Genomic DNA, 20175 nt, shown 5'->3' with positions numbered 1-20175 from the left:
CAGCGTCAGCACGGGCCGCCCCCGCCGAGTCCGGCCCTGCCACGACGGCATCCGGAGCCGGGGACCCACCAAGCACCACCGGGGTGAATCGAACGGTACGGCCGGCAACGGACGTTCCGAACGTAGGGCAAGCCTTCCGTCAGCGTCACCGCCCGAACCCTCCCCCAGAGCCTGCACGGCCTGGGGGTACCCCCCTCGCAACCCGGTAGGCGGTCCACGGAAGGAGTTGCCGGCCTTGGCGTCGCATCGCAAGCCGCGCACCCGCGTCCTCACCTCGCCCGGAAGCCGTACGGCGGCCGGGCTCACCACCGCCGCCCTCGCCTCGGTCACGCTGCTCTCGCAGACCGCCGACGCGGCCCCCAGGGCGCCCCGGCCCGGCATCGAAGAGGTCAAGCAGCAGGTCGACAGCCTCTACCGCCAGGCGGAGGTCGCCACGCAGAAGTACAACGCCGCCGAGGAGAAGGCGACCGAGCGGCGCGAGACCGTCGACGGGTTGCTCGACGCCGCCGCCGAGCGCGCGGAGCGGATGAACGAGTCCCGGCGCCGGCTGGGCACCTTCGCCTCGGCGCAGTACCGCAGCGGTGGGATGAGCCAGACCGCGCAACTGATGTTCGCCCGGGACCCGCAGCAGTTCTTCGACCGTTCGCACCTCATGGAGCGGCTGACCGGCCGGCAGAAGCAGGCCGTCACCGACTACCAGGAGCAGCAGGCGGCGGCCGTGCGGCAGCGGGCCGAGGCGACCCGCAGCCTGGAGCGGCTCCAGGAGTCGCGGACCGCGCTCCGGGAGTCCAAGCGGTCCGTGCAGGGCAAGCTGGCCGAGGCCCGGCAGTTGCTGTCCCGGCTGACCGCCCAGGAGAAGGCGCGGCTCGCGCGACTGGAGCGCGAGAAGGAGGCGGAGGCCCGGCGCAAGGCCGAGGAGCTGGCGCGCAAGCAGGCCGAGCAGGAGCGCCGGGAGCGCGAGGAGCAGCGGCAGCCCGACGGCGGCGGCACCTCGGACGGCTCGACCGGCGGGGGCACCGCCGGGGGCGAGACGGGCGGCGATACGGGCGGCTCGTACTCCACCAAGGCCGACAAGGCGCTCGCCTTCGCCCGCGCCCAGCTCGGCAAGCCCTACGTCTGGGGCGCGACCGGCCCCACGTCGTACGACTGCTCGGGGCTGACGCAGGCGGCGTGGAAAGCGGCCGGGGTCGATCTGCCGCGGACGACGTGGGATCAGGTCAAGGTCGGCGAGCGGGTGGCCACGAACGACCTTCAGCCCGGTGACCTGGTGTTCTTCTATGACGACATCAGCCACGTCGGCATGTACATAGGTGACGGCAAGATGATCCACGCACCGAAGCCGGGCGCCAACGTCCGGGAGGAGTCGATCTACTACATGCCGATCTACGGGAGCGTCCGCCCGGCCTGAGGCCCGGCCCGCGCCCGTTGGCGGGGGCGCGGGCGGCTCAGGTCCAGAGCACCGCGAGGAAGATGTTGGCGACGGTGAGCAGGCCGACCGCGCCGAAGAGCGGCTTGGCCACCGTCTCCTCGTCCCGCTTGACGTAGACCAGCGCCAGGATCACCACCAGGACGGCCATCTTGATGCCGAGCTTGAGGTTGTTGAGCGGGTGATCCTCGGCCTGGTTGAGGCCGACCAGCACGATGCCGGTGACGAGCATCGTCAGCGCGCCGTGCAGCATGGCCGGCACGAAGCGGGCCCCACCCGCGCTCATCGCCTTCATCTGGGTGAGGAAGCCGCCCAGGAGGGAGGCGATGCCGATGATGTGCAGGCCGACGAAGATATTGATTACTACGTCCATAGTGCTGGATCGTATCCGCCGTATAACACGCCCTTCGCGGCAGGGCGGCAGCAATCGCCGGTTCGGTCAGCGACCGGTGCCACCCGCCTTCCCTCGGGCATTCGGCCGGTCATTCGCGAACGGCCAGTGGTCGGAAACGAGCAATGCCCGGCATCCGCACTCACGGCCGTGACGTGCAGGTTTAGCGTCCTTCCGTCAGGCGGCCGACTCCCCGCCGCCGGACCCCCGGAACCCCCCGGACCACCCGGGCCGCCCACGGCCCGCAGGGAAGGAAGTGACGGCCGCAGTGGCGTCGCACCGCAAGACCAGGCACCACCCGCTCATCCAGCTCGGCCCGCTCGGCAGCCCCGGGAGCACCGCGCGTACCGCGGCCACCCTGGCCCTCGCCGGCGCCGCCACCGCGACCGCCTTCGACGGCACCGCCCAGGCCGCCCACCGGCCCACCCCCACCCAGGTCAAGGACCAGGTCGACGCGCTGTACAAGGAGGCCGAGGTGGCGACGCAGAAGTACGACGGCGCGAAGGAGCGGGCAGACGCGGCCCGCCGTGAGCTGCGCGAGCTCCAGGACGAGGCCGCCCGCCGCACCCAGAAGCTGAACGCCGCGCGCGACGAACTCGGCACCATGGCCGCCGTCCAGTACCGCTCCGGCGGCGTGGACCCCACCGTGCGGCTCATGATGTCCGCCGACCCTCAGCGCTACCTCGACGGCGCCACCGTCCTGGAGCGCGCCGGCAGCCACCAGGCGAGCGCGGTGGCCGGATACGCCCGCCGGCTCGGCAGCGTCCGGCAGGTCCGCGCGCGGGCGGCGGACACCGTCGAACAACTGGAGCGCACCGAGAGCACGCTGAAGAAGCACCGGGTGACGATCGTGCGGAAGCTGGACCGCGCCGAGCGGTTGCTGGACCGTCTCACCGACGAGCAGCGGCGGCGGATGGCCGGCGAGGACGGGCGGGGGGCGCGCGCCGGGCGGGGCGCGGAGCGGGACGGCCTGGACGAGGCGCTCGCCGGTCTGGAGGGCGCGGGCGCCGCCCTGGAGGGCTCCCGTGCCGCGCGCGCGGTGTCCTTCGCCTACGCCGCGCTCGGCAAGCCGTACGTATGGGGCGCGACCGGCCCCTCCGCGTTCGACTGCTCGGGGCTGACGCAGGCCGCCTGGAAATCCGGCGGCGTCGCGCTGCCCCGTACGACCTACACCCAGATCAACGCCGGCCCGCGCATCGCCAAGTCCGCGCTCGCCCCCGGCGACCTGGTGTTCTTCTACTCCGGGATCAGCCATGTCGGGATCTACATCGGGGACGGCAAGATGATCCACGCCCCGCATCCCGGAGCCCCGGTGCGGATCGCGCCGATCGACCAGATGCCGTTCGCGGGCGCCACGCGGCCCGCTTAGGCCGGCGCCGGCGCGGAGGCCGGGTCGCCGCCGATCCACCAAAACCGATCATGCGTCCGAGCCCGTCGGCCTACGCTCGGGGCGTGACCCGTCCCCTCGCCGCCCCGGGCGGCTCCCCCGCGGATCCGCCAGGCTCCGATCTCACCTCGGTCGTGCGCGCCTGGACCGACGGCTGGGCGCGTTCGCGCCGTACGGGCGCGCCACGGGAGGTGCCCGGCGGGTTCCGGATCGAGGCCGGAGCGCCCGATCACCTCGCGCGTCACGTCCTGCCCGCCGCCGACCCGGCGGTGCTGGCGGATCTCGTCGCCACGCTCACCACGCCCGGGCTCCGGATCAAGGTCTGCGCGCCCAGGGAGGTGGTCGCCGCGGCCCTCCCGCCCGCCTGGGAGATCAGCGAGCCGCAGTACCTGATGACGACCGCGCTGGGGCCGGTGTCGACCGCCCCGCGCCCGCCCGGCTACCACCTCGATGTCGCCTACCGCGACGGTGTGTACGACGCCCGCCTCCTGTCCGCCGACGCCGCCCGCGCCCCGGACGCCTCGCCCGCCGCGAGCGGCCGCGCCGCGCTCACCACGACCGCGCCGGGCATGACCACGTACGCCCCCTCCGTCGTCTTCGACCTGGTCGGCACCGAGCCCACCCACCGCCGCCGCGGTCTGGGCCGGTTCCTCATGGCCGCGCTCGCCCGTCACGCCGCCGAACGGGGTGCCCGCCAGGGGATTGTGGTGACGGGTCCCGAAGGACGCGCCCTCTACGCGGCGATGGGCTGGCGGCTGCGCGCTCCGGTGACGGAGGCCGTCCTCACCGGGTGAGCCGCCGCCATCGCGGCCGTACTCACCGGGTGAGCTGCCCGGACGCGGTGATCCGCTGCCCGAGCCAGCGGAAGACCTCCGGCACCTGGTTCCTCCACACCACCGTGGAGTGGCCGCCGGCCCCGGGCGCGATCGGCTGGACGGTCACCGTCGTCGGCCGCCGGGCGATCTGCTGGAGCGCGAGGCCGGCCTGGTACCCGTCGCCCGACGCGCCGGAGATGTACAGCGCCGTACGCGGCGGCTTCCCGGCCGCGTTGGCGGACTTGAGGATGTTGAGCGGGTTGGACCGCAGGCGCAGGGCGGGGTCCTTGCCCGCGAGCGAATCGCGCTCCAGGGCGGGGTCGTTGTAGCCGGACATGGAGACCGCGGCACGGTAGCGGTCGGGGTGGGCCAGCGCGAGCTTCGTGGCGCAGTGGGCGCCCGCCGAATAGCCCGCCAGCGCCCAGGCGTCCGGCGTGTCCCCCGCCCGGAAGTTGTCGATGACCATGCGCCGTACGTCGACCGTCAGCCAACTGTCGGCGTTGGCCTTGCCGGGGATGTTCACGCAGCCGGTGTCCGCACCGCTGAGCACGTTGGTACGCGGTGCGACCAGGATGAACGGCTTGACCTGACCGCTGCGCATGAGCGGGTCGAGCTGCTTTCCCGCCTCCAGGGAGCCCAGCCAGGACTTCGACGAGCCGGGGTAGCCGGGCAGCAGCTCGACGACCGGGAACTTGGTGTTCCTGTAGGCGGGGTCGTCGTACTGCGGCGGCAGCCACACATAGACCTCGCCGTTCACGCCCGATATCCGGCCCGTCAGCTCGGTCATCCGCACGCCCGGCCCCACCACCGGGTCGTCGGCCGGCCGGAAGCGCTGGAGCTGCTTGGGCTCGTTGCTGATCTGCTTGCCGCCCATGCCGTCCGGCCCGAGGTCCCGGGCCGCCTCGATGTGGCTGCCGGTGCCGAGCAGGTCGTCCCAGGTGTCGTAGAGGCTGTTGGCGTTGTTGACCAGGACGAAGACCACGGTGATGGCCGTGACCTGCGCGAATCCGAGCATCATCAGCCGGACGAGCCCGCGCACCAGGCGGGGCCCGGCTATTCGGCTCCACAGGGCCAGCGGCAGCACGAGGGCGACGATCAGCAGCGCGACCGAGGTGAGGAAGAAGGGCGTGCCCGTCAGGCTCATCGGGATCTCGCTTCCAGGACAGTGACACGAAGGACGTGGGCGTGGTTCCGGCCCCGCCTCCGGCAGCGAGCCTCTCCTGGCCCTTAGATGGCGATCCCCGCGGTCCTGGTTGCCCGCGTTTCGCCCCTTCTTCGCCACACTCGGTCACATGCCGCCGCCTCCGGCCGCCCCTGTCGGCCCCGTCGGCCCTCGGCCGCCCCGGCCCGTCGCCGGCCCGTCGCCGGTCCGCTCAGACCAGGCGCCGGGCCGCCGCCCACCGCGTCAGCTCATGGCGGTTGGAGAGCTGGAGCTTCCTGAGCACCGCCGAGACATGCGATTCGACCGTCTTGACGGAGATGAAGAGCTGCTTGGCGATCTCCTTGTACGCATAGCCGCGGGCGATCAGCCGCAGCACCTCGCGCTCGCGCTGGGTGAGGCGGTCCATGTCCTCGTCGACGGGCGGTGCGTCGGTGGAGGCGAAGGCGTCCAGCACGAAACCGGCGAGCCGCGGGGAGAAGACCGCGTCGCCGTCGGCGACCCGGAAGATGGCGTTGACCAGGTCCGTACCGGTGATCGTCTTGGTGACATAGCCGCGGGCGCCGCCCCGGATGACGCCGATGACGTCCTCGGCCGCGTCCGACACCGACAGCGCCAGGAAGCGGACGGGACGGTCGGGGTCGGCCATCATCGCGGCGCTGCGGCGCAGCACCTCGACGCCGCCGCCCCCGGGCAGGTGCACGTCCAGGAGGACGACCTCGGGGCGGGTGGCGCCGATGACCGTCAGCGCCTGGTCCACGTCCGCGGCCTCCCCCACCACCTCCACACCCGTACGCTCGGTCTCGCCGATCTCCGCCTGCACGCCCGTCCGGAACATCCGGTGGTCGTCGACCAGCACGACCCTTACGGTCCGGCCCTCCGCCGCCTCGCCGCCGGCGTCGCCCTGCTGTGCGTCCTCGCTGCTCATCTCGTCCGTCCGTCCGTGGGTGTCTGACCTGTCATCATCGCGCGCCGGGAAGCCGGGCGCCGCCGGGAGGGTCATTCCGCGTGCTCCGGTGCGCGCTCCATCTCCAGCTCGACCACCGTGCCGCCGTCGGGCGCGGAGCGCAGCCGGGCCGTGCCGCCGTTGCGCTCCATCCGGCCGATGATGGACTCCCGGACCCCCATCCGGTCCTCCGGCACCGCGTCGAGGTCGAACCCGGGGCCGCGGTCGCGCACCGAGACGAAGACCGTACGGCCCTCCACCTCGGCGAACACCTGCACCGCGCCGCCTTCCCCGCCGTACTTCGCGGCGTTGACCATCGCCTCGCGCGCGGCCTGCATCTGCGCGCCCAGCACCTCGTCCAGCGGGCAGTCGCCGACGACCACGACCTCGATCGGCACACCGTGGTGGTCCTCCACCTCGGCCGCGGCCGTGCGCACCGCGTCCGCGACGGTGGCCGGCTCCTCGTCCTCCTCCTTGCCGCGGCCCTCCGGTTTGTAGAGCCACGCGCGCAGTTCCCGCTCCTGGGCGCGCGCCAGCCGCGCCACCTCCCGGGGGTCGTCGGCATTGCGCTGGATCAGGGTGAGGGTGTGCAGGACGGAGTCGTGGACATGGGCGGCGACCTCCGCGCGCTCCTGGGCGCGGATACGCATCAGTCGTTCTTCGGAGAGGTCCTGCATGATCCGCACGAGGTAGGGCCCGGCCAACAGCGCGATGCCGACCACGACGGCCAGCGCCGCCTGGAGGACCGAGCCCAGATACCGCACCGAGCCCTGGAGCACGACGATGCCGGTCACGCCGACGCCGACGAGGACGACGCCGGCCGCGCCGCGCACCACCGGCAGCAGCCCCTTGCGCCGGCCGAGCTCCAGCCACTGGGCGCGCCGGGAGTTGTCCGCCTGCCGCCACACCAGGGCGACGCCGGCGCCGATCAGCAGCACCGGCCACAGATAGCCGTCGGCCCGCCCCAGTTGGAATCTGGAGGCGACGATCGTGGCGCCGATCAGCAGCGCGATCAGCGCGAAGACCTGGCCCTTGTCCGGCTTGCGGCCGAGCAGCCGCCGTTTGTCCTCACCCGCCGCCGGTCGCCGCGCCTCCACTCCGCCGATGCCCAGCGGCACGAAGAACCAGAACGCGGCATAGAGCACCGCACCCATGCCCTCGGCCATGAACAGCGCCACGAACACGATCCGCACCCAGGAGACGGGCAGGCCGACGTGCCCGGCCAGACCGCGCGCGACACCGCCGAGCAGCCGCCCGTCGGCGCTGCGGTAGAGCTTGCGCACGGGCGGTTCGTCGGGGTCCGGCGCCGGAGCGTAGATCGTCCCGGCGCGGGGCGGCTCGGTGGTCATGTCCCAGATCGTCACACGCGGCCGGGCCCGGGCACATCAGGGAGGACCCTGACGCCGTCCCTGAGGTTTCTCCGGGCGGCGTCCACCCGTTCAGCTCTTGGGCGTGACCTTGCGGAATCCGTCCTTCACATGCGAGAAGACCTCTTCGTACTTCGCCCAGTTGGCGCTCGGCGCGGAGACGTAGATCGCGTACTCCTTGGCGCCCTCGCGGCCGAAGCCGAGGTCGATGCCCCGGAACTCCCGTTCCCGGCCCTGGAAGGAGAATTCCCAGATCGCGGCCGGGTCGCCCTGGAAGACGGTGTCCTGCAGCCGCAGTCGCGTGTAGACGGGGTACTTCGCCTTGAAGTCCACCTCCATGTCCTTGAAGTGCCGCACCTGGTCCGCCGAGGAGAAATCCAGGACGCTGACGGTGAGCTGGGCCTTTTCCGGGTCGGAGGCGTAGACGATCTGCCGGCCGCCGTCCGCGACCTTCCGCTGCCAGCCCTCGGGGACGGGGAAGGTGAGGCCGAGCGCCGTCTCCCTGGCCCGGCGGTAGCCGTCGGGCAGGGGCGGCGGCGGTCCGATGCTGGTGTTCGGGACGCCGGGGAGGACCGGGACGCCCTGGTCGCTCTTGTCTCCGGCCGACTTCGTGGGCGCGGAGGCGTCGTCGCGGTGCGTCAGATACCACGCCGCGCCACCGCCGCCACCGGCGATCAGCAGGCCGACGAGGCTCCAGACCGCCATCCGGGCGCGGCGCCGGCGTGGCCGTCCGGCGGGCAGTACGTCCGTCCGGCTGGCACCGGAGGAGCCGTCCACGGCGCTGCCCGGGTGGGCGCCGCCCGTGCCCGTGGCGGCCGTGTCCCGGCCCGCGCCCGTGGCCGCCATGGCCGCCAGGGAAGCCCCGGCCGGGGTGTCCGTCCTGGACCGGCGGACTCCCGTCGGCGGGACGGCACGGGTGGGCGCCTCCTCCGAAGCGACCGGCTCCGCGCGCTCTTGGACCGTGCCGAGCGCCAGGGTCGGCCAGCCCATCAGCGCGGTGTCCGAATCGGCCTCGGCGGCCCGCAGGGCCTGCTCGACGACCTCGGCGCTCGGCCGGTCCGCCGGCTCCTTGGCGAGCAGCGCCTCGATCAGTGGGGTCAGCGGCCCGGCGTTGCGCGGTGGCGCGAGCGGGTCGACGGCGATGGCGTACGCCGTCTCGATGGCGGTGTTCTTACGGAACGGTGGCCGCCCCTCGACCGCCTGATAGAGCGTCGCGCCCAGCGCCCACAGGTCGGAGGCGGGTCCCGGGGTGCCGCCCTTGACCCGCTCGGGCGCCAAGTAGTCGATGGAGCCCACCAGCTCGCCGGTTTTGGTGAGCGTCGAGGTGCCGCTGGCGACCGCGATGCCGAAGTCGGTGAGGACGACCCTGCCGTCCTCACCGAGCAGCACGTTGCCCGGCTTGACGTCACGGTGCAGGACGCCGGCGGAGTGCGCGGCACGCAGCGCCGCGATCATGCCGCGCCCGATGCGGGCGGCCTCGCGCGGGGTGATCGGGCTGTCGGTGCGCGCGGCTTCCTTGATGGCGTCGCCGAGCGTCGTGGACGGGACGTACTCCATGACGATGCAGGGCAGTCCGGCGTCGTCCACGACGTCGTGCACGCCCACCACGTTGGGGTGGTTGATACGGGCCGCGGCCTGCGCCTCCCGTGTGGTGCGCTCGTAGCGCGTGGCCAGTTCGTCCGGTTCCAGCTCGGGCGAGACGTGCAGGCGCTTGACCGCGACCTGGCGCCCGAGGACTTCGTCCCGGGACCGCCAGACGGTGCCCATGCCGCCTTGCCCTATCCGTTCGATGAGGCGATATCGCCCGGCGACCAGTCGCCCCTCGTTCACCGACGCCGCCTCCGTCACCGCACGCCCCTTCGGAAACCCGTACGTATCCAGGGCGCAACGATAGTCTCCGGCGGCGCCGGATCGGCCCTCGGCCGCCGCTGGTCCGCCGCGTCTTTCCGCGGGCCGGGGAGACTCGCGGGGATATGCGAACGCGCGGGGGAAATCAGGCCGGCGTGGGTGGCGCGAATTCGTGAGGGCGGCGGGGATTCGCGAGGCGTCAGGGGCCTCATGGGGCGTGGCGGGGCGTGGCGGACGCGTGGGCCGTAGGGGTTCCGGGGCGGATCTCAGGGTTCTGCCAGGGTTGTCACGGATACCGGGACCGTGCCGGCCTTGTCACCATGGCTTCATGAACGATGCAGCCCCCGTCGAGGAGTCGGCGCCCTCCGAGCCCGCCGGCCCCACCCCACCCAAGGCCCCGCTGCGCCGCAGCCGGCGGCACAAGGTGGTCGCGGGCGTGTGCGGCGGCCTGGGCCGGCGGTGGGAGCTGGATCCGGTGATCTTCCGGATCGTGCTCGCCGTCCTCGCCCTTTCCGGCGGCATCGGCCTCATCGTCTACGGCTTCGCGTGGCTGATCATCCCGCAGGAGGGCGCGGAGGAGAACGAGGGCCGCAGGCTGCTGTCGGGCCGCGTCGAGGGTTCGGCGCTGACGGCTCTGCTCTGCGCGCTGGTCGGCTGCGGGCTGTTCCTGACGACGTTGGGCAAGGGCAGCGTGATGTCCTTCGCCCTCATGCTGACGCTGGCCCTGGCGGGCTCCGCCTACTGGTCGGGCCAGCGGCGGCGGGCGGAGTCGGAAGGACCGGAGTCCGTGGACGCCGCCACCGCGCAGGCGGTCGCCGACGCCCCGCCCGAGACGAAGGCGCCGCCCGCGCCGAACATGCCGTCCTGGTGGCGCGACCCGCGCTCCAAGGAAGCGACGCCGGGCCTGTATCTCTGGGGGCCGGACAGGACCCCTTTGGACATCACCTACGAGTTCCGGCACGGCGCGGGCCTGGTCGACGACTCCGTACGGAAGGCCGCCCGGGCCGACGCGCACCGCGCCCGGCAGGCCGCGCCCCCCGCCCACGGGCCCGCGCCGCGCGGAACGCCCCGCCCCGGCCGCCCCATCGGCGGCCGGACGTTCCTCCTGGCGATGCTCGCCGGCGCGGGCACCGCTCTCGCCGTCTCCCAGGACGGGAGCCTCGCGGCGTCCCTCCAGGCGGGCCTGGCCGGCGCCCTCGTCGTGTTCGGGCTGGGACTGGTGCTCAGCGCCTGGTACGGCCGGACGGGCGGCGGCACGGTCTTCATGGTGGTGCTGACCGCCGTCCTGCTGGCCGGCGCCACCGCCCTCCCCGCCAACCTCACCACCAACTGGCAGCACCGCGTCTGGGCCCCCACCAGCCTCTCCGCCCTGCGCCCGCACTACGAGCTCGGCTCGGGCGACGGCGAGTTGGACCTGAGCGGACTGCCGCTGAAGGACGGCCGTACGGTCCGCACCGGCGCGGACCTGGGTGCCGGCCGCCTCCAGGTCACCGTGCCCCGGAGCGTTCCCGTCACCCTCCACCTCTCGCTCGGTCTCGGCGACGTCCAACTGCCCGGCGACGCGCCCGACGACGTGGACATCTCCGCCCGGGGTCAGGACCGGACCGTCAGACTGCCCGCCGAGGGCCTGAACAAGGGCGAGAAACCACGCGGCTCGTTGAACGTGGATCTGACGGTCGGCGCCGGCCAGATCGTCATCCACCGCGCCGCGCCTCCGACGGCCACCCCGACTCCCGAGGGAGCCCGCTCATGACCCGTCACCCCTTCGAACCGACCCGCCTGATCTCCGGCCTGACCGCCCTCGCCGTAGGCACCGGCTACGGCCTGGACGCCCTCGACGTCTGGCACGCCCCCGGCCCCTGGCTCTTCCTCGCCCTCCCCGCCGGCCTCCTCCTGTCCGGCATAACCGCCGCCCTGTGGACCACGACCCGTCACCGGGGTCCGTCGGAAGGGTGACGCCGGGCCGGGCGGGCCGGGCGGGTCGGGCGGGTCACGGAGGGCGGCCGCTCGGTCGCCAGGCGGCTCCCCCTGACGGGTGGCGACGCGACGCGCAGGTCCGGCTGTCCCGACGGTCCTGGCTGTCCCGACGGTCCCAGTTGGCCGCACTGTCCAGGTAGGCGGCCAACTCCCCCTCGTCCCACGCCAGCCGCCGACGTCGGTCGGACGACGGGGACGAGGGCGTCCACGAGGACGGTTCTCCGGGGTACCCCGCACCGGGCGGCGGTCGGCCCGGCGGGGGCCCGGTGGGGGCCCGGCGGTCGTGCCCGGTGGGCGGCCCGCCGGTCGTGTCCGGGGACCCGGCGGTCGGCCCGGCGTGGGCGAACCACCGCCACCCGTACGCCGACGCCGGCCAACCACCGCCCGCACGCCGACGCGTCCACCACCCCCGCTACCTCACCGCGCCCGCTACCTCACCGCGCCCACTACCTCACCGCGCCCACTACCTCCGCACCCCCGCTACCTCAGCCGAACAACTTCCGTCCCTGCCTGCTGCGTCGGTGTGACAGGGCGGCGTCCAGGGAGAAGCGTGGGGTGCCGGCCATGAGGAGGGGGAGCCAGGCCACCAGGTAGGCCAGGTCGTTGACGTAGTAGTACGGCTCCGTCGACCAGCTCACGGTGAGCCAGAGGGTGAGGGAGATCAGGGCGCCGCCGAGGGCCGCCAGGCGGCCCAGGAGGCCGATGAGGATGCCGACGCCGACCGCCACCTCGCCGATGGCGAGGGCGTAGCCGAAGCCCACCGGGTTCTTCTCCGCGAGGTCCACCAGGAACGGCAGCGCCGCCGCGTCATGGACCTGCCGCAGCAGGTTGCCGAGCGAACCCGTGCCACCGGCGGACAGGAACGCCCGGTCGGTCAGCTTGTCGATCCCCGCGTAGAGGAACGTGACACCCAGGAAGATCCGCAACGGCAGCAGTGCGTGGCGCGCCAGCCGCGCCCGCAGTCCGGTGGCCGGGCCGATGGCCGCCCCGCCCAGGTCGGCTCCGAGCGTTCGATCCGCGTGAACCATGACGTCCGCCTCTCCGTTGCGACCGGGGCAGCCGATTGTGCCCCCCACCCGCGCCTCATGGGGAGATACGGACACCTGTGCGCTCAACGTTCAACGATCCGACACACCTCGGAGACGCGTCCCCCGCATATGCCCCGGCGTGCGCCCCGAGCCGGGACACAGCCCGCCGCGCGGTTCGCCCACGGCCCACCCGGCCCACCCGGCTCACCCGCTCACCCCGCTCCCCACTCCCCCCACTCACTCCTGCACCTCGATCGCGTACCCGCCCGTCTCCACGCCCGCCGCCGTGACGACGCGGACCTCGACGCGGCCCGGTTCGACGTCGGCCGGCACCGGCACGGTCAGCACCCCGTCCGTCGGATTGGCGAAGCCGCCCGCCACCGGGACCAGGGGGACCGGGACGTGCACCGCGCCGATCCGTACGACGGTGCGGGCGAGCCGGTCGGGGCTCCCGGCGCCCGGCGGGACGAAGCCGGTGCCGCGGATCTCGATGTCGTCACCGGTACGGATCGGCGCGGCGAGGTCGCCCAACTCACGGGAGCGGACGACCGACAGGATGACCGGACGTCCGCCCGCCACGCTCTTCCCCGCCAGATACGCGGCTCCGGAAACCATCACCACGGCGGCCAACACCCATGGCACCTGCGGCAGTTGGTTCGGCCGGACGGCCAGGCGCGCCAGGGCGTGGGCCGCCACGACCGCGTTCACCAGCAGGTACTGCGCGTCCGCGAAATTGCCGCGCCCCGCGTCGTCCGCCAGGAGATCGACGGCTCGCGGCCGCTCGGCCGGCACCTTCTGCAGTCGGCCCGTACGGACACGCGCCGCCACCAGGCCGTGCGCGAGCACCGCCACCGCGCAGACGGCGGCCAGTACGGCCAGAAATGGCGCGAATCCGGCGAGTTCACGGCCGGTGACGGCGTGACCCGTGAGGTCCTGCCCGGTGAGGTCCTGACCGGTGAGTACGTGACCCGCGAGCAGGTGCCGGCGCCCGTGCGGCCGGGGTGCCGTGGCCAGGTGAACGGCCGCCATCAGCACCGCGTAGAAGGTCGCGGTCACCCAGATCGCCGCGACCGCCCGCGACGTGGACAGCCGCCCGTCCTCGCCGATCAGCGGCGCGAGCGCCCCGCCGTGCGGGCCGTGCCGCCAGGCCACCGCCGTCAGGCAGAGCGCCGTCACGACGGCGGCGGTGAGCCCCGCCGTACGGGCCGGTGTCCAGCCCGACCCGATGGCGGTCAGCGCCTGACCGAGGAGGAGGGCCACGACCGCGCCCCACACGACGAGGACGGTGCGCCGTCGTACGGCGGCCAGCCAGGCGGCCCGCTCGGCACCGGCACGTTCGGCCAACGTCCGCGCCGAGAGCGTGAGTTCGTCGGACACCCACTGCCGGGCCGCACCGGCGGAGTGCGCGAGGCCGGCCGGGACACCCCGACCGGTGGCGAACTCCTCGCGCAGCGCGACGAACGCGGCGACCGCCCGCCGGTGCCCCTCGCGGGCGCCGTGCGGACACTGCCCGCACAGACACACGCCCTCGCCCGCGCGCCCCGCGCCGCCTCCCGGCTCACCCGCCCCCGGCCTACCCGCCGCCTCAACCGACACGTCCGCTACCGCCCCGCCGCCACTTGTCGCCAACTTCTCTTCCAGGAAGGGGAATTGTGCCCTACGTGCCGGGCGGGCCCGTCAAACGTCCAGTTGATGGCGGGGGGCGTACGACGTCGGCGGGTTGACGTGCGAGCTTGCGCGCGTGCGACGCACACCTGCACGGCGCGCACCCGCGCAACCCCCGCACTTCCCCCGTTCGGACGAACCCGGTGGATCACTGCGCTGAGCCGCCCCCACAGGGCGCAAGCTCTCGGCGTGTGTGAACTCCCTCGACCTCGCGGATTTCACGGCATCGGCGGATTCGGATTCGGATTCCGCGGAGTCCGTAGATGCCGCCCATGCCGGAAGCGCGGTGGCTGCGCCGGTCACCCCGATCAAGCGGGCCACGCCGGTCACCCCGGACAGTCCGACCACCGCCTGTCCGGTCCGTCCGACCTGCCCCGCCTCTCCCCCCTACCTCAGACGCCCCGCCCACGCGCGATATCCCGTGCGGGTCGGGGCTTCGCGGCCGTCGCAATCCTGCTGCTCGCCGGCGCCACCCCCCTGCTGGGCACGGCGACGCCGGAGGCCGGTGCCCAAGGCGCACCCGCCAAGAGCCACGCCATGACCATGACCGCGACCACCTTCACGACCACGACCACGGCCACGACCGGGACCACGACCAGGGCTACGGCCACCACCTCCCCCGGCCCCCGACACCACGCCGGACCGGGCCCCCGACACGACAACTCCCGCCCAGGCAAAGCCCACAGCAACGGCCAAGGGAAGAGCTACGGCAACGGCAACGGCAACGGCAATAGCTACGGCCACGGCAACGCCCATGCGCACGCGCACGCGGGCACAGCCGAAGCCCACGCGAGCCACTCCCACGGCCGCCCAGGACACGACAACTGCGCCTTCGCCGGCACCGGTCCCCCCGTCGACGTCCCCACCGGCTTCCCCATGCCGCGCCACTGGCAATTCCCCTGCACCAAACCCAAACCCACCCCCACTCCCCCGCCGGCGCCGCGCGCGAAGGCTCCCGAGCCGCCGCCCGCACCCACTCCCCGGCCGACTCGACCCACCCCCCGACCCACCGCACCCCAGGCCCGCCCCGCGATCCCGACCCCTCCAGCGCCAAAGGTGACTCCCCGCATGGCGGCCGCCACCCCCGCCCCGCCGCGCAACTACGCGGCGGTGGCCCGCAAGCCACGGGCCGCGCGCTCCATGGTGACCACGACCTTGCTGATCACCGCGCCGGCCGTCCTGGCCGCCGCCGCACTCCGTCCCCGTTCGAACTCCTCGTCCGGCTCCGCCGGCCGCCGTTCCTCGTAGGAGGTTCCATGTCGCAATGGCTGGTGCTGACCCTCGCCATGGCCGCTGCCTGCGGCGTCGTCCTGGCCATCACGGTGCTCCGGCAGCGCCGGCTCGGGGACGACGACGACCCGTCCGAGACGCCCGACGTGATCGAGTACATGACGATGATGGTGGGGGTGGTCTACGCGATCGTCCTGGGCCTCGCCATCGCCGGCGTCTGGGAGGCCAGGAGCGCGGCCGAGGACACCGTACGGACCGAGGCGCAGGCTCTGCACGAGGTCAGCGAGCGGGCGCGGGCCTATCCGCAGCCGGTGCGCGACCGTATCCGCTCGGATGTCGATACGTACGTCAGCTATGTGGTGAAGAAGGAGTGGCCGGTGATGCGCGAGCGGGGGGAGTTGACCTCGCGCGGTACGGAACTGCTGACCAAGGTGCGGGCCGATGTCACCGACTACCACCCGCGCGACAGCTTCGAGGAGCAGTCCTACCAGCCGCTGGTCGATCAGGTCGCGGTGGCCGACGGGGCCCGTAACGCCCGTGCGGACGCGGCCGGTTCGACGCTGCCGTCGTTGGTGTGGTTCGGGCTGATCACCGGTGCGGCCGTCACCGTCGGCGTCATCTTCACGCTCCAGATCCGCCGCTCGGGGCGCGAGTTGCTGATGGCCGGGCTCTTCAGCGCGCTGATCGCCTTCCTGCTGTTCCTGGTGTGGGACTTCGACGCGCCCTTCAGCCGTGGCATCGCGACGGCCGTCGAATCCTTCACCGACCTGTTCCCGCAACCGTGAGCGTGAGCGTGAGGGAGAGCGCCCCGTGATCAGGGGGGTGGGGGGGGGGGGGGGGGGGGGGGGGTCCCCCCCCCCCCCCCCCCCCCCCCCCCCCCCCCCCTGCCGCCCCCAAGGCCCCCTGCTCCTCAGTCCTCCGCCCGGAACCCCGCCGGCCGCTCCGGGGACGCCTCCGCCAGGGCCTTCGTGACCTGCTCGACGCCCGCCCGCAAGCCGTACACGGGGGTGTCGGGCTGCTGGCGCCAGGACTCGTCGATGCCGCCCGCGTCGACGGTGTCGAAACCCAGCTCGTCGATGAGGTCGCGGACCACCCGCTTGGCCCGCTCGTCGTCGCCGGCCACCGGCAGCGCGATCCGCTCCGGGTCTCCCTGGGGGCGAGGCTTGTCGAGGATGTCCTGGGCGTAGGTGCCGTTGAACGCCTTGATGACGGGATGGCCGATCTGCCGCTCGGTCCAGCGGCTCTCGGTCATTCCCTCCTCGATGGGCGCGATCCGGCCGTCGCGCTCCTTCGGGTAGTAGTTGCCGGTGTCGAGGACGGCCACGCCCTCCGCCGCGTGGTCGAACAGCCCGGACGGCAGGTCGGGGACGGCCTTCAGGGGGACGGTCACGATCACCACCTCGGCGTCGCGCGTCGCCTCGGCCGCCGTGACGGGCGTGGCGCCGGTCTCCTCGGCGAGGGCGGACAGCGTATGCGGTCCACGCGAGTTGGCGACCGAGACGGTGTGGCCGAGAGCGGTGAGCCGGCGCGTGAGGTTGCCGCCGATGTTGCCTGCGCCGATGATGCCGATCTTCATGGAGTTCCTCCGCGAGGGTGCTGCCCGTGAGTCGTGTCAGGCTCGAACCTCTTGATCGACGCGTCTATTCCGGCCCCTGGACGACCACATATCTCACGCCTACGCCTACGCCTACGCCTACGCATGCCCATCCACATACGTGACGACAGGTCAGCCCGTCAGGCACCCACCACCCCTACTCGAACAACTCCGGCTCACTGCGTGCCATCTCCTGGAAAAGCGGCTGGTAGTTGATCCAGGCCACCAGGTCGGTGCCGAGCTGCTCGCGCGTCCGGACGGCGTCATGGTGGTCGATCGGCACCGGCTTGCCGGCGGCCTTCGCGGTCAACTGCACCTGGCAGGAACGCTCCATCGCGAGGAACCACCACGCCGCCGCGTCCACCGAACCGCCGACCGTCAGCAGCCCGTGATTGCGCAGGATCACCGCCTTGTGCGGTCCGAGGGCGGCCGCGATCCGGCGGCCCTCCTCCTCGTCCACCACCACACCCGTGTACGCGTCGTAGAGCGCGTGGGATTCGTAGAACGCGCACACGTCCTGGGTGATCGGCTCCAGCAGCTCGCCGAGGGCGGAGAGCGCCCGGCCGTGGACGGAGTGGCTGTGGGCCGCGGCGACGACGTCCGGACGGGCCCGGTGGATCTGCGCATGGATCGCGAAGGCCGCCTGGTTGACGTGGTAGCGGCCTTCCACGACCTTCCCCTCGTCGTTGACGAGGATCAGATCGCTGACGGTGATATGCCGGAAGGACATCCCGAAGGGGTTGACCCAGAAGCAGTCGGTGAATTCCGGGTCGCGGGCGGTGATGTGCCCCGCGACGCCCTCCTCGAAGCCGAGGCGCCCGAAGAGGCGCAGGGCCGCGGCGAGGCGTTCCTTGCGGTGGCGCCGCTCGTCCTCGGCGGTCTCGTGCGCCGGCGGCATGGCGAACCGCAACCGCTCGGTGGGAATGGGCGTCGGCTCGGGCATCGCGCTCTCCTCCTCGCACGTGCGGTCACTCGCTATGGCCGGAAGCTACCTTTCGGTACCTCGGGTGACCAGGGTTACGACCGACGGACGGGCGGGCAGGCACCCGCGAGGCCGCACGATCGGCAGGAGGGGCACGATCAGGGGGCACGGGCAACAGGCCCAGGCGTGGGCACGGGCCCTGTCCGCAGCGGCGGGCGCACACGACACTCAGGGGGCACCATGAGAGCGATTTCGGTCAGCAAGGACATCGACGCCACGGCGCGGCAGATCTTCGACGTCCTGCGGGCCCCGGCCCGGCACGCCGGGCTGGACGGCTCGGGCATGCTGCGCGGCCGCCCCGAGGGCCCGTCCCCGCTGGGTCCCGGCGACCGTTTCCGGATGGCGATGCGGCAGGGGCGGGTGCCGTACCGGTCGGTGAACGTCGTGGTGGAGTACGAGAAGGACCGGTTGCTCGCCTGGGAGACGTGGGGCGAGTTCCGCGGCCGGCGGCTCGTCGGCGGGCAGCGCTGGCGCTACGAGCTGGAGGTGCTCGCCCCCCACCGCACCCGCGTCGTCCACACCTACGACTGGACTCGCGCGCGCTGGCCCCGCCTGGTCATCGAACTCCCGGGCTACCCACGGCGGATGGAGCCTGCTATGCGCCGCACCCTGAACCGGCTCGCGGTGTCCACCGAGGCACCGGAGGACGGCCCCGACCGCGTCGGGCCGCAGCCGGGCTAGGCGTTGGCGGGCCGCGAAGGCCCGCCGCACAACACGGGGCCGCTACGGACGGCCCCGGCAGGCCGCCTACGCGCCCCGCTCGCCGCTCAGCGGTTCCACGCCACTCAGCGGTTCCACGCCGCTCAGCAGTTCCACCCCGCGCAGCAGCGCCGAGTGGTCCAGGGCGCCGTCGCCGCGGGCGACGGCGGAGGCGATGAGCTGGGCGGCGAGGGCGCCGACGGGCAGGGGGACGCCGACGCTGCGGGCGGCGTCGGTGACGATGCCCATGTCCTTGTGGTGGAGCTCCAGTTTGAAGCCGGGGGCGAAGTCGCGGGCGAGGAGGTTGCCCTTCTTGCGGTCCAGGACGGCGGAGCCGGCCAGCCCGCCGCCCAGGACCTCCAGGGCGGCGGCGAGGTCGACGCCGGACTTCTCCAGGAAGACCACGGCCTCCGCCAGCGCCTGGAGGTTGACGGCGACGATGAGCTGGTTGGCGGCCTTGACCGTCTGGCCGGAACCGTGCGGACCGCACAGCACGACGGTCTTGCCGACGGCTTCGAAGACGGGCCGGGCCGCGTCGAAGTCGGCCCGCTCGCCACCGACCATGATCGACAGGACGCCCTCGACGGCGCCCGCCTCACCGCCCGACACGGGCGCGTCCAGCACCCGGATGCCCTTCTCGCCGGCCGCCCGGGCAAGCTCCACGGAGGTCTGGGGGGTGATCGAGGAGTGGTCGATCAGCAGCGTGCCGGGCCGGGCGTTCTCCAGGATGCCCCCGGGTCCGTACGCGACGGCCTCGACCTGCGGCGACGCGGGGACCATGGTGATGACGACGTCCGCCTCACGCACCGCCTCCGCGAGGGACGCCGCCTCCTTGCCACCGGCCGCGACCAGCGCCTTCGCCCGCCCGGGACTGCGGTTCCAGCCGAGCACGGTGTGCCCGGCCTTCGCGAGATTCACCGCCATCGGGCTGCCCATGATGCCGAGGCCGATGAAACCGATCGTGCCCATTCCGCCACCCACTAACTTCCGCATAGCAGAATCACCATATCGCTATTCGGAAACCATCATCGGCGTCGTGGCCGCACGCGTCAACGTCAGAGCTCGTCGATCGCGGTCAGATCGATGTCGATGTCATAGGGAACGGAGAGCTTGAGTCGGTCGCGGTAGATGCCGGTGGGACTGTAGAGACGCCTCTCCTTGTCGAGCTCGAAGGCGTGCACGACGACCGGATGGTGGTCACGGCCGGTCATCTCCACCCGCCAGAAGTACGGGATCCCGGCGTTGGCGTACTTGTGCGGCTTGGTGTCGAAATCCCGGGCCTCGGATTCGGGCGAGACCACCTCTACGGCGAGCATCACGTCCCGGACCTGGAAGTAGGTCTGGTCCAGGCTTCGCACCGCGGCAGCGCGCAGCACCGACACATCCGGTTCCGGGCCATTGCGCTTGTCGATCACTACGGTCATTTCGCGCCGGACTTTCAGCTCAGGCGGTGCCGTTCGGCGCAGCCCATTCACCAGCAAGTCGATGACGATGCTGTGGAAACTCCGCTGCGGACTCACAAAAATCAGACTCCCGTCGAGCAACTCCGTGTGCGGCGGGAGGTCGGGCAGCGTCAGCAGGTCGTCCACCGTGTAACCGTCCTGCGGCGGCACCGGCCAGTGGGGCGCGGTCTCAGCGGTCATAAGTCCTCCCATGGACGG

At 72.9% G+C, this 20175-nt stretch carries 19 protein-coding genes; 8 read left to right on the top strand and 11 right to left on the bottom strand.

Annotated elements, in window-relative coordinates; genetic code table 11:
- Positions 1 to 235: 235 nt before the first annotated feature.
- The gene (locus ACZ45Z_RS17545; protein ID WP_468362830.1) at positions 236 to 1408 is read left to right on the top strand and encodes a C40 family peptidase; all 1173 of its coding nucleotides are present in this window, start codon (positions 236 to 238) and stop codon (positions 1406 to 1408) included.
- A gap of 37 nt (positions 1409 to 1445) precedes the next feature.
- Here ACZ45Z_RS17545 and ACZ45Z_RS17540 read toward each other — a convergent pair whose 3' ends face one another.
- On the bottom strand, positions 1446 to 1799 hold the full coding sequence (locus ACZ45Z_RS17540) for a hypothetical protein (protein WP_468362828.1): 354 nt from the start codon (positions 1797 to 1799) through the stop codon (positions 1446 to 1448).
- Between the two features lie 274 nt (positions 1800 to 2073).
- Between ACZ45Z_RS17540 and ACZ45Z_RS17535 the strand changes: the two genes are divergently transcribed.
- Together ACZ45Z_RS17535 and ACZ45Z_RS17530 are read left to right on the top strand one after the other, a co-directional pair.
- The gene (locus ACZ45Z_RS17535; RefSeq protein WP_468362826.1) at positions 2074 to 3186 is read left to right on the top strand and encodes a C40 family peptidase; all 1113 of its coding nucleotides are present in this window, start codon (positions 2074 to 2076) and stop codon (positions 3184 to 3186) included.
- An 83-nt stretch (positions 3187 to 3269) separates the two neighbouring features.
- Positions 3270 to 3998 carry a GNAT family N-acetyltransferase gene (locus tag ACZ45Z_RS17530; RefSeq protein ID WP_468362824.1) on the top strand — a complete coding sequence of 243 codons (729 nt, stop codon included), beginning with the start codon at positions 3270 to 3272 and terminating at the stop codon, positions 3996 to 3998.
- A 22-nt stretch (positions 3999 to 4020) separates the two neighbouring features.
- Here the strand turns inward: ACZ45Z_RS17530 and ACZ45Z_RS17525 are convergent, their stop codons facing one another.
- The 4 genes from ACZ45Z_RS17525 to ACZ45Z_RS17510 all read right to left on the bottom strand — a co-directional run bounded on the left by ACZ45Z_RS17525 (position 4021) and on the right by ACZ45Z_RS17510 (position 9339).
- The gene (locus ACZ45Z_RS17525; RefSeq protein WP_468362822.1) at positions 4021 to 5163 is read right to left on the bottom strand and encodes an alpha/beta hydrolase; all 1143 of its coding nucleotides are present in this window, start codon (positions 5161 to 5163) and stop codon (positions 4021 to 4023) included.
- Positions 5164 to 5392: 229 nt separating this feature from the next.
- Complete coding sequence (locus tag ACZ45Z_RS17520) at positions 5393 to 6106, bottom strand: LuxR C-terminal-related transcriptional regulator (RefSeq protein WP_468362820.1); 714 nt, start codon at positions 6104 to 6106, stop codon at positions 5393 to 5395.
- Between the two features lie 71 nt (positions 6107 to 6177).
- Positions 6178 to 7473, bottom strand: coding sequence for a PspC domain-containing protein (locus ACZ45Z_RS17515; protein WP_468362818.1), 1296 nt, complete (start codon positions 7471 to 7473; stop codon positions 6178 to 6180).
- Positions 7474 to 7563: 90 nt separating this feature from the next.
- On the bottom strand, positions 7564 to 9339 hold the full coding sequence (locus tag ACZ45Z_RS17510; protein ID WP_468362816.1) for a serine/threonine-protein kinase: 1776 nt from the start codon (positions 9337 to 9339) through the stop codon (positions 7564 to 7566).
- Positions 9340 to 9667: 328 nt separating this feature from the next.
- Here ACZ45Z_RS17510 and ACZ45Z_RS17505 point away from each other — a divergent pair, with 328 nt between their 5' ends.
- Both ACZ45Z_RS17505 and ACZ45Z_RS17500 read left to right on the top strand, forming a co-directional pair.
- Positions 9668 to 11092 carry a PspC domain-containing protein gene (locus ACZ45Z_RS17505; protein WP_468362814.1) on the top strand — a complete coding sequence of 475 codons (1425 nt, stop codon included), beginning with the start codon at positions 9668 to 9670 and terminating at the stop codon, positions 11090 to 11092.
- A complete protein-coding gene (locus ACZ45Z_RS17500) occupies positions 11089 to 11295 on the top strand; it encodes a hypothetical protein (RefSeq protein ID WP_468362812.1) in 207 nt (68 codons plus the stop codon). Before ACZ45Z_RS17505 ends, ACZ45Z_RS17500 begins: the two co-directional genes overlap by 4 nt.
- Before the next feature lie 506 nt (positions 11296 to 11801).
- Here the strand turns inward: ACZ45Z_RS17500 and ACZ45Z_RS17495 are convergent.
- Positions 11802 to 12344, bottom strand: coding sequence for a DoxX family protein (locus ACZ45Z_RS17495; RefSeq protein ID WP_468362810.1), 543 nt, complete (start codon positions 12342 to 12344; stop codon positions 11802 to 11804).
- A gap of 237 nt (positions 12345 to 12581) precedes the next feature.
- Complete coding sequence (locus tag ACZ45Z_RS17490; protein ID WP_468362808.1) at positions 12582 to 13940, bottom strand: hypothetical protein; 1359 nt, start codon at positions 13938 to 13940, stop codon at positions 12582 to 12584.
- A gap of 1137 nt (positions 13941 to 15077) precedes the next feature.
- Here ACZ45Z_RS17490 and ACZ45Z_RS17485 point away from each other — a divergent pair.
- Positions 15078 to 15257 (top strand): hypothetical protein, encoded by a 180-nt coding sequence (locus ACZ45Z_RS17485; protein ID WP_468362806.1) that lies wholly within the window; start codon positions 15078 to 15080, stop codon positions 15255 to 15257.
- 8 nt (positions 15258 to 15265) lie between these two features.
- Positions 15266 to 16024 (top strand): bestrophin-like domain, encoded by a 759-nt coding sequence (locus ACZ45Z_RS17480; RefSeq protein ID WP_468362804.1) that lies wholly within the window; start codon positions 15266 to 15268, stop codon positions 16022 to 16024.
- Positions 16025 to 16149: 125 nt separating this feature from the next.
- Here ACZ45Z_RS17480 and ACZ45Z_RS17475 read toward each other — a convergent pair whose 3' ends face one another.
- Both ACZ45Z_RS17475 and ACZ45Z_RS17470 read right to left on the bottom strand, forming a co-directional pair.
- On the bottom strand, positions 16150 to 16815 hold the full coding sequence (locus ACZ45Z_RS17475) for an NADPH-dependent F420 reductase (protein WP_468362802.1): 666 nt from the start codon (positions 16813 to 16815) through the stop codon (positions 16150 to 16152).
- A gap of 175 nt (positions 16816 to 16990) precedes the next feature.
- Positions 16991 to 17776 carry a class II aldolase/adducin family protein gene (locus ACZ45Z_RS17470; RefSeq protein ID WP_468362800.1) on the bottom strand — a complete coding sequence of 262 codons (786 nt, stop codon included), beginning with the start codon at positions 17774 to 17776 and terminating at the stop codon, positions 16991 to 16993.
- Positions 17777 to 17995: 219 nt separating this feature from the next.
- Between ACZ45Z_RS17470 and ACZ45Z_RS17465 the strand changes: the two genes are divergently transcribed.
- Positions 17996 to 18496, top strand: coding sequence for an SRPBCC family protein (locus ACZ45Z_RS17465; RefSeq protein WP_468362798.1), 501 nt, complete (start codon positions 17996 to 17998; stop codon positions 18494 to 18496).
- A gap of 66 nt (positions 18497 to 18562) precedes the next feature.
- On the opposite strand, the gene ACZ45Z_RS17460 is transcribed toward ACZ45Z_RS17465, so the two are convergent.
- Both ACZ45Z_RS17460 and ACZ45Z_RS17455 read right to left on the bottom strand, forming a co-directional pair.
- Positions 18563 to 19483: a 2-hydroxy-3-oxopropionate reductase gene (locus ACZ45Z_RS17460; protein WP_468362796.1), complete on the bottom strand. Its 921-nt coding sequence runs from the start codon at positions 19481 to 19483 to the stop codon at positions 18563 to 18565.
- Between the two features lie 86 nt (positions 19484 to 19569).
- Positions 19570 to 20157: a Uma2 family endonuclease gene (locus ACZ45Z_RS17455; RefSeq protein ID WP_468362794.1), complete on the bottom strand. Its 588-nt coding sequence runs from the start codon at positions 20155 to 20157 to the stop codon at positions 19570 to 19572.
- Positions 20158 to 20175 lie beyond the last annotated feature (18 nt).

It is taken from the genome of Streptomyces sp. NPDC031210, from assembly GCF_055570395.1.
The sequence above is the reverse complement of the archived record's forward strand: the minus strand, read 5'-3'. Positions and strand labels throughout refer to the sequence as shown.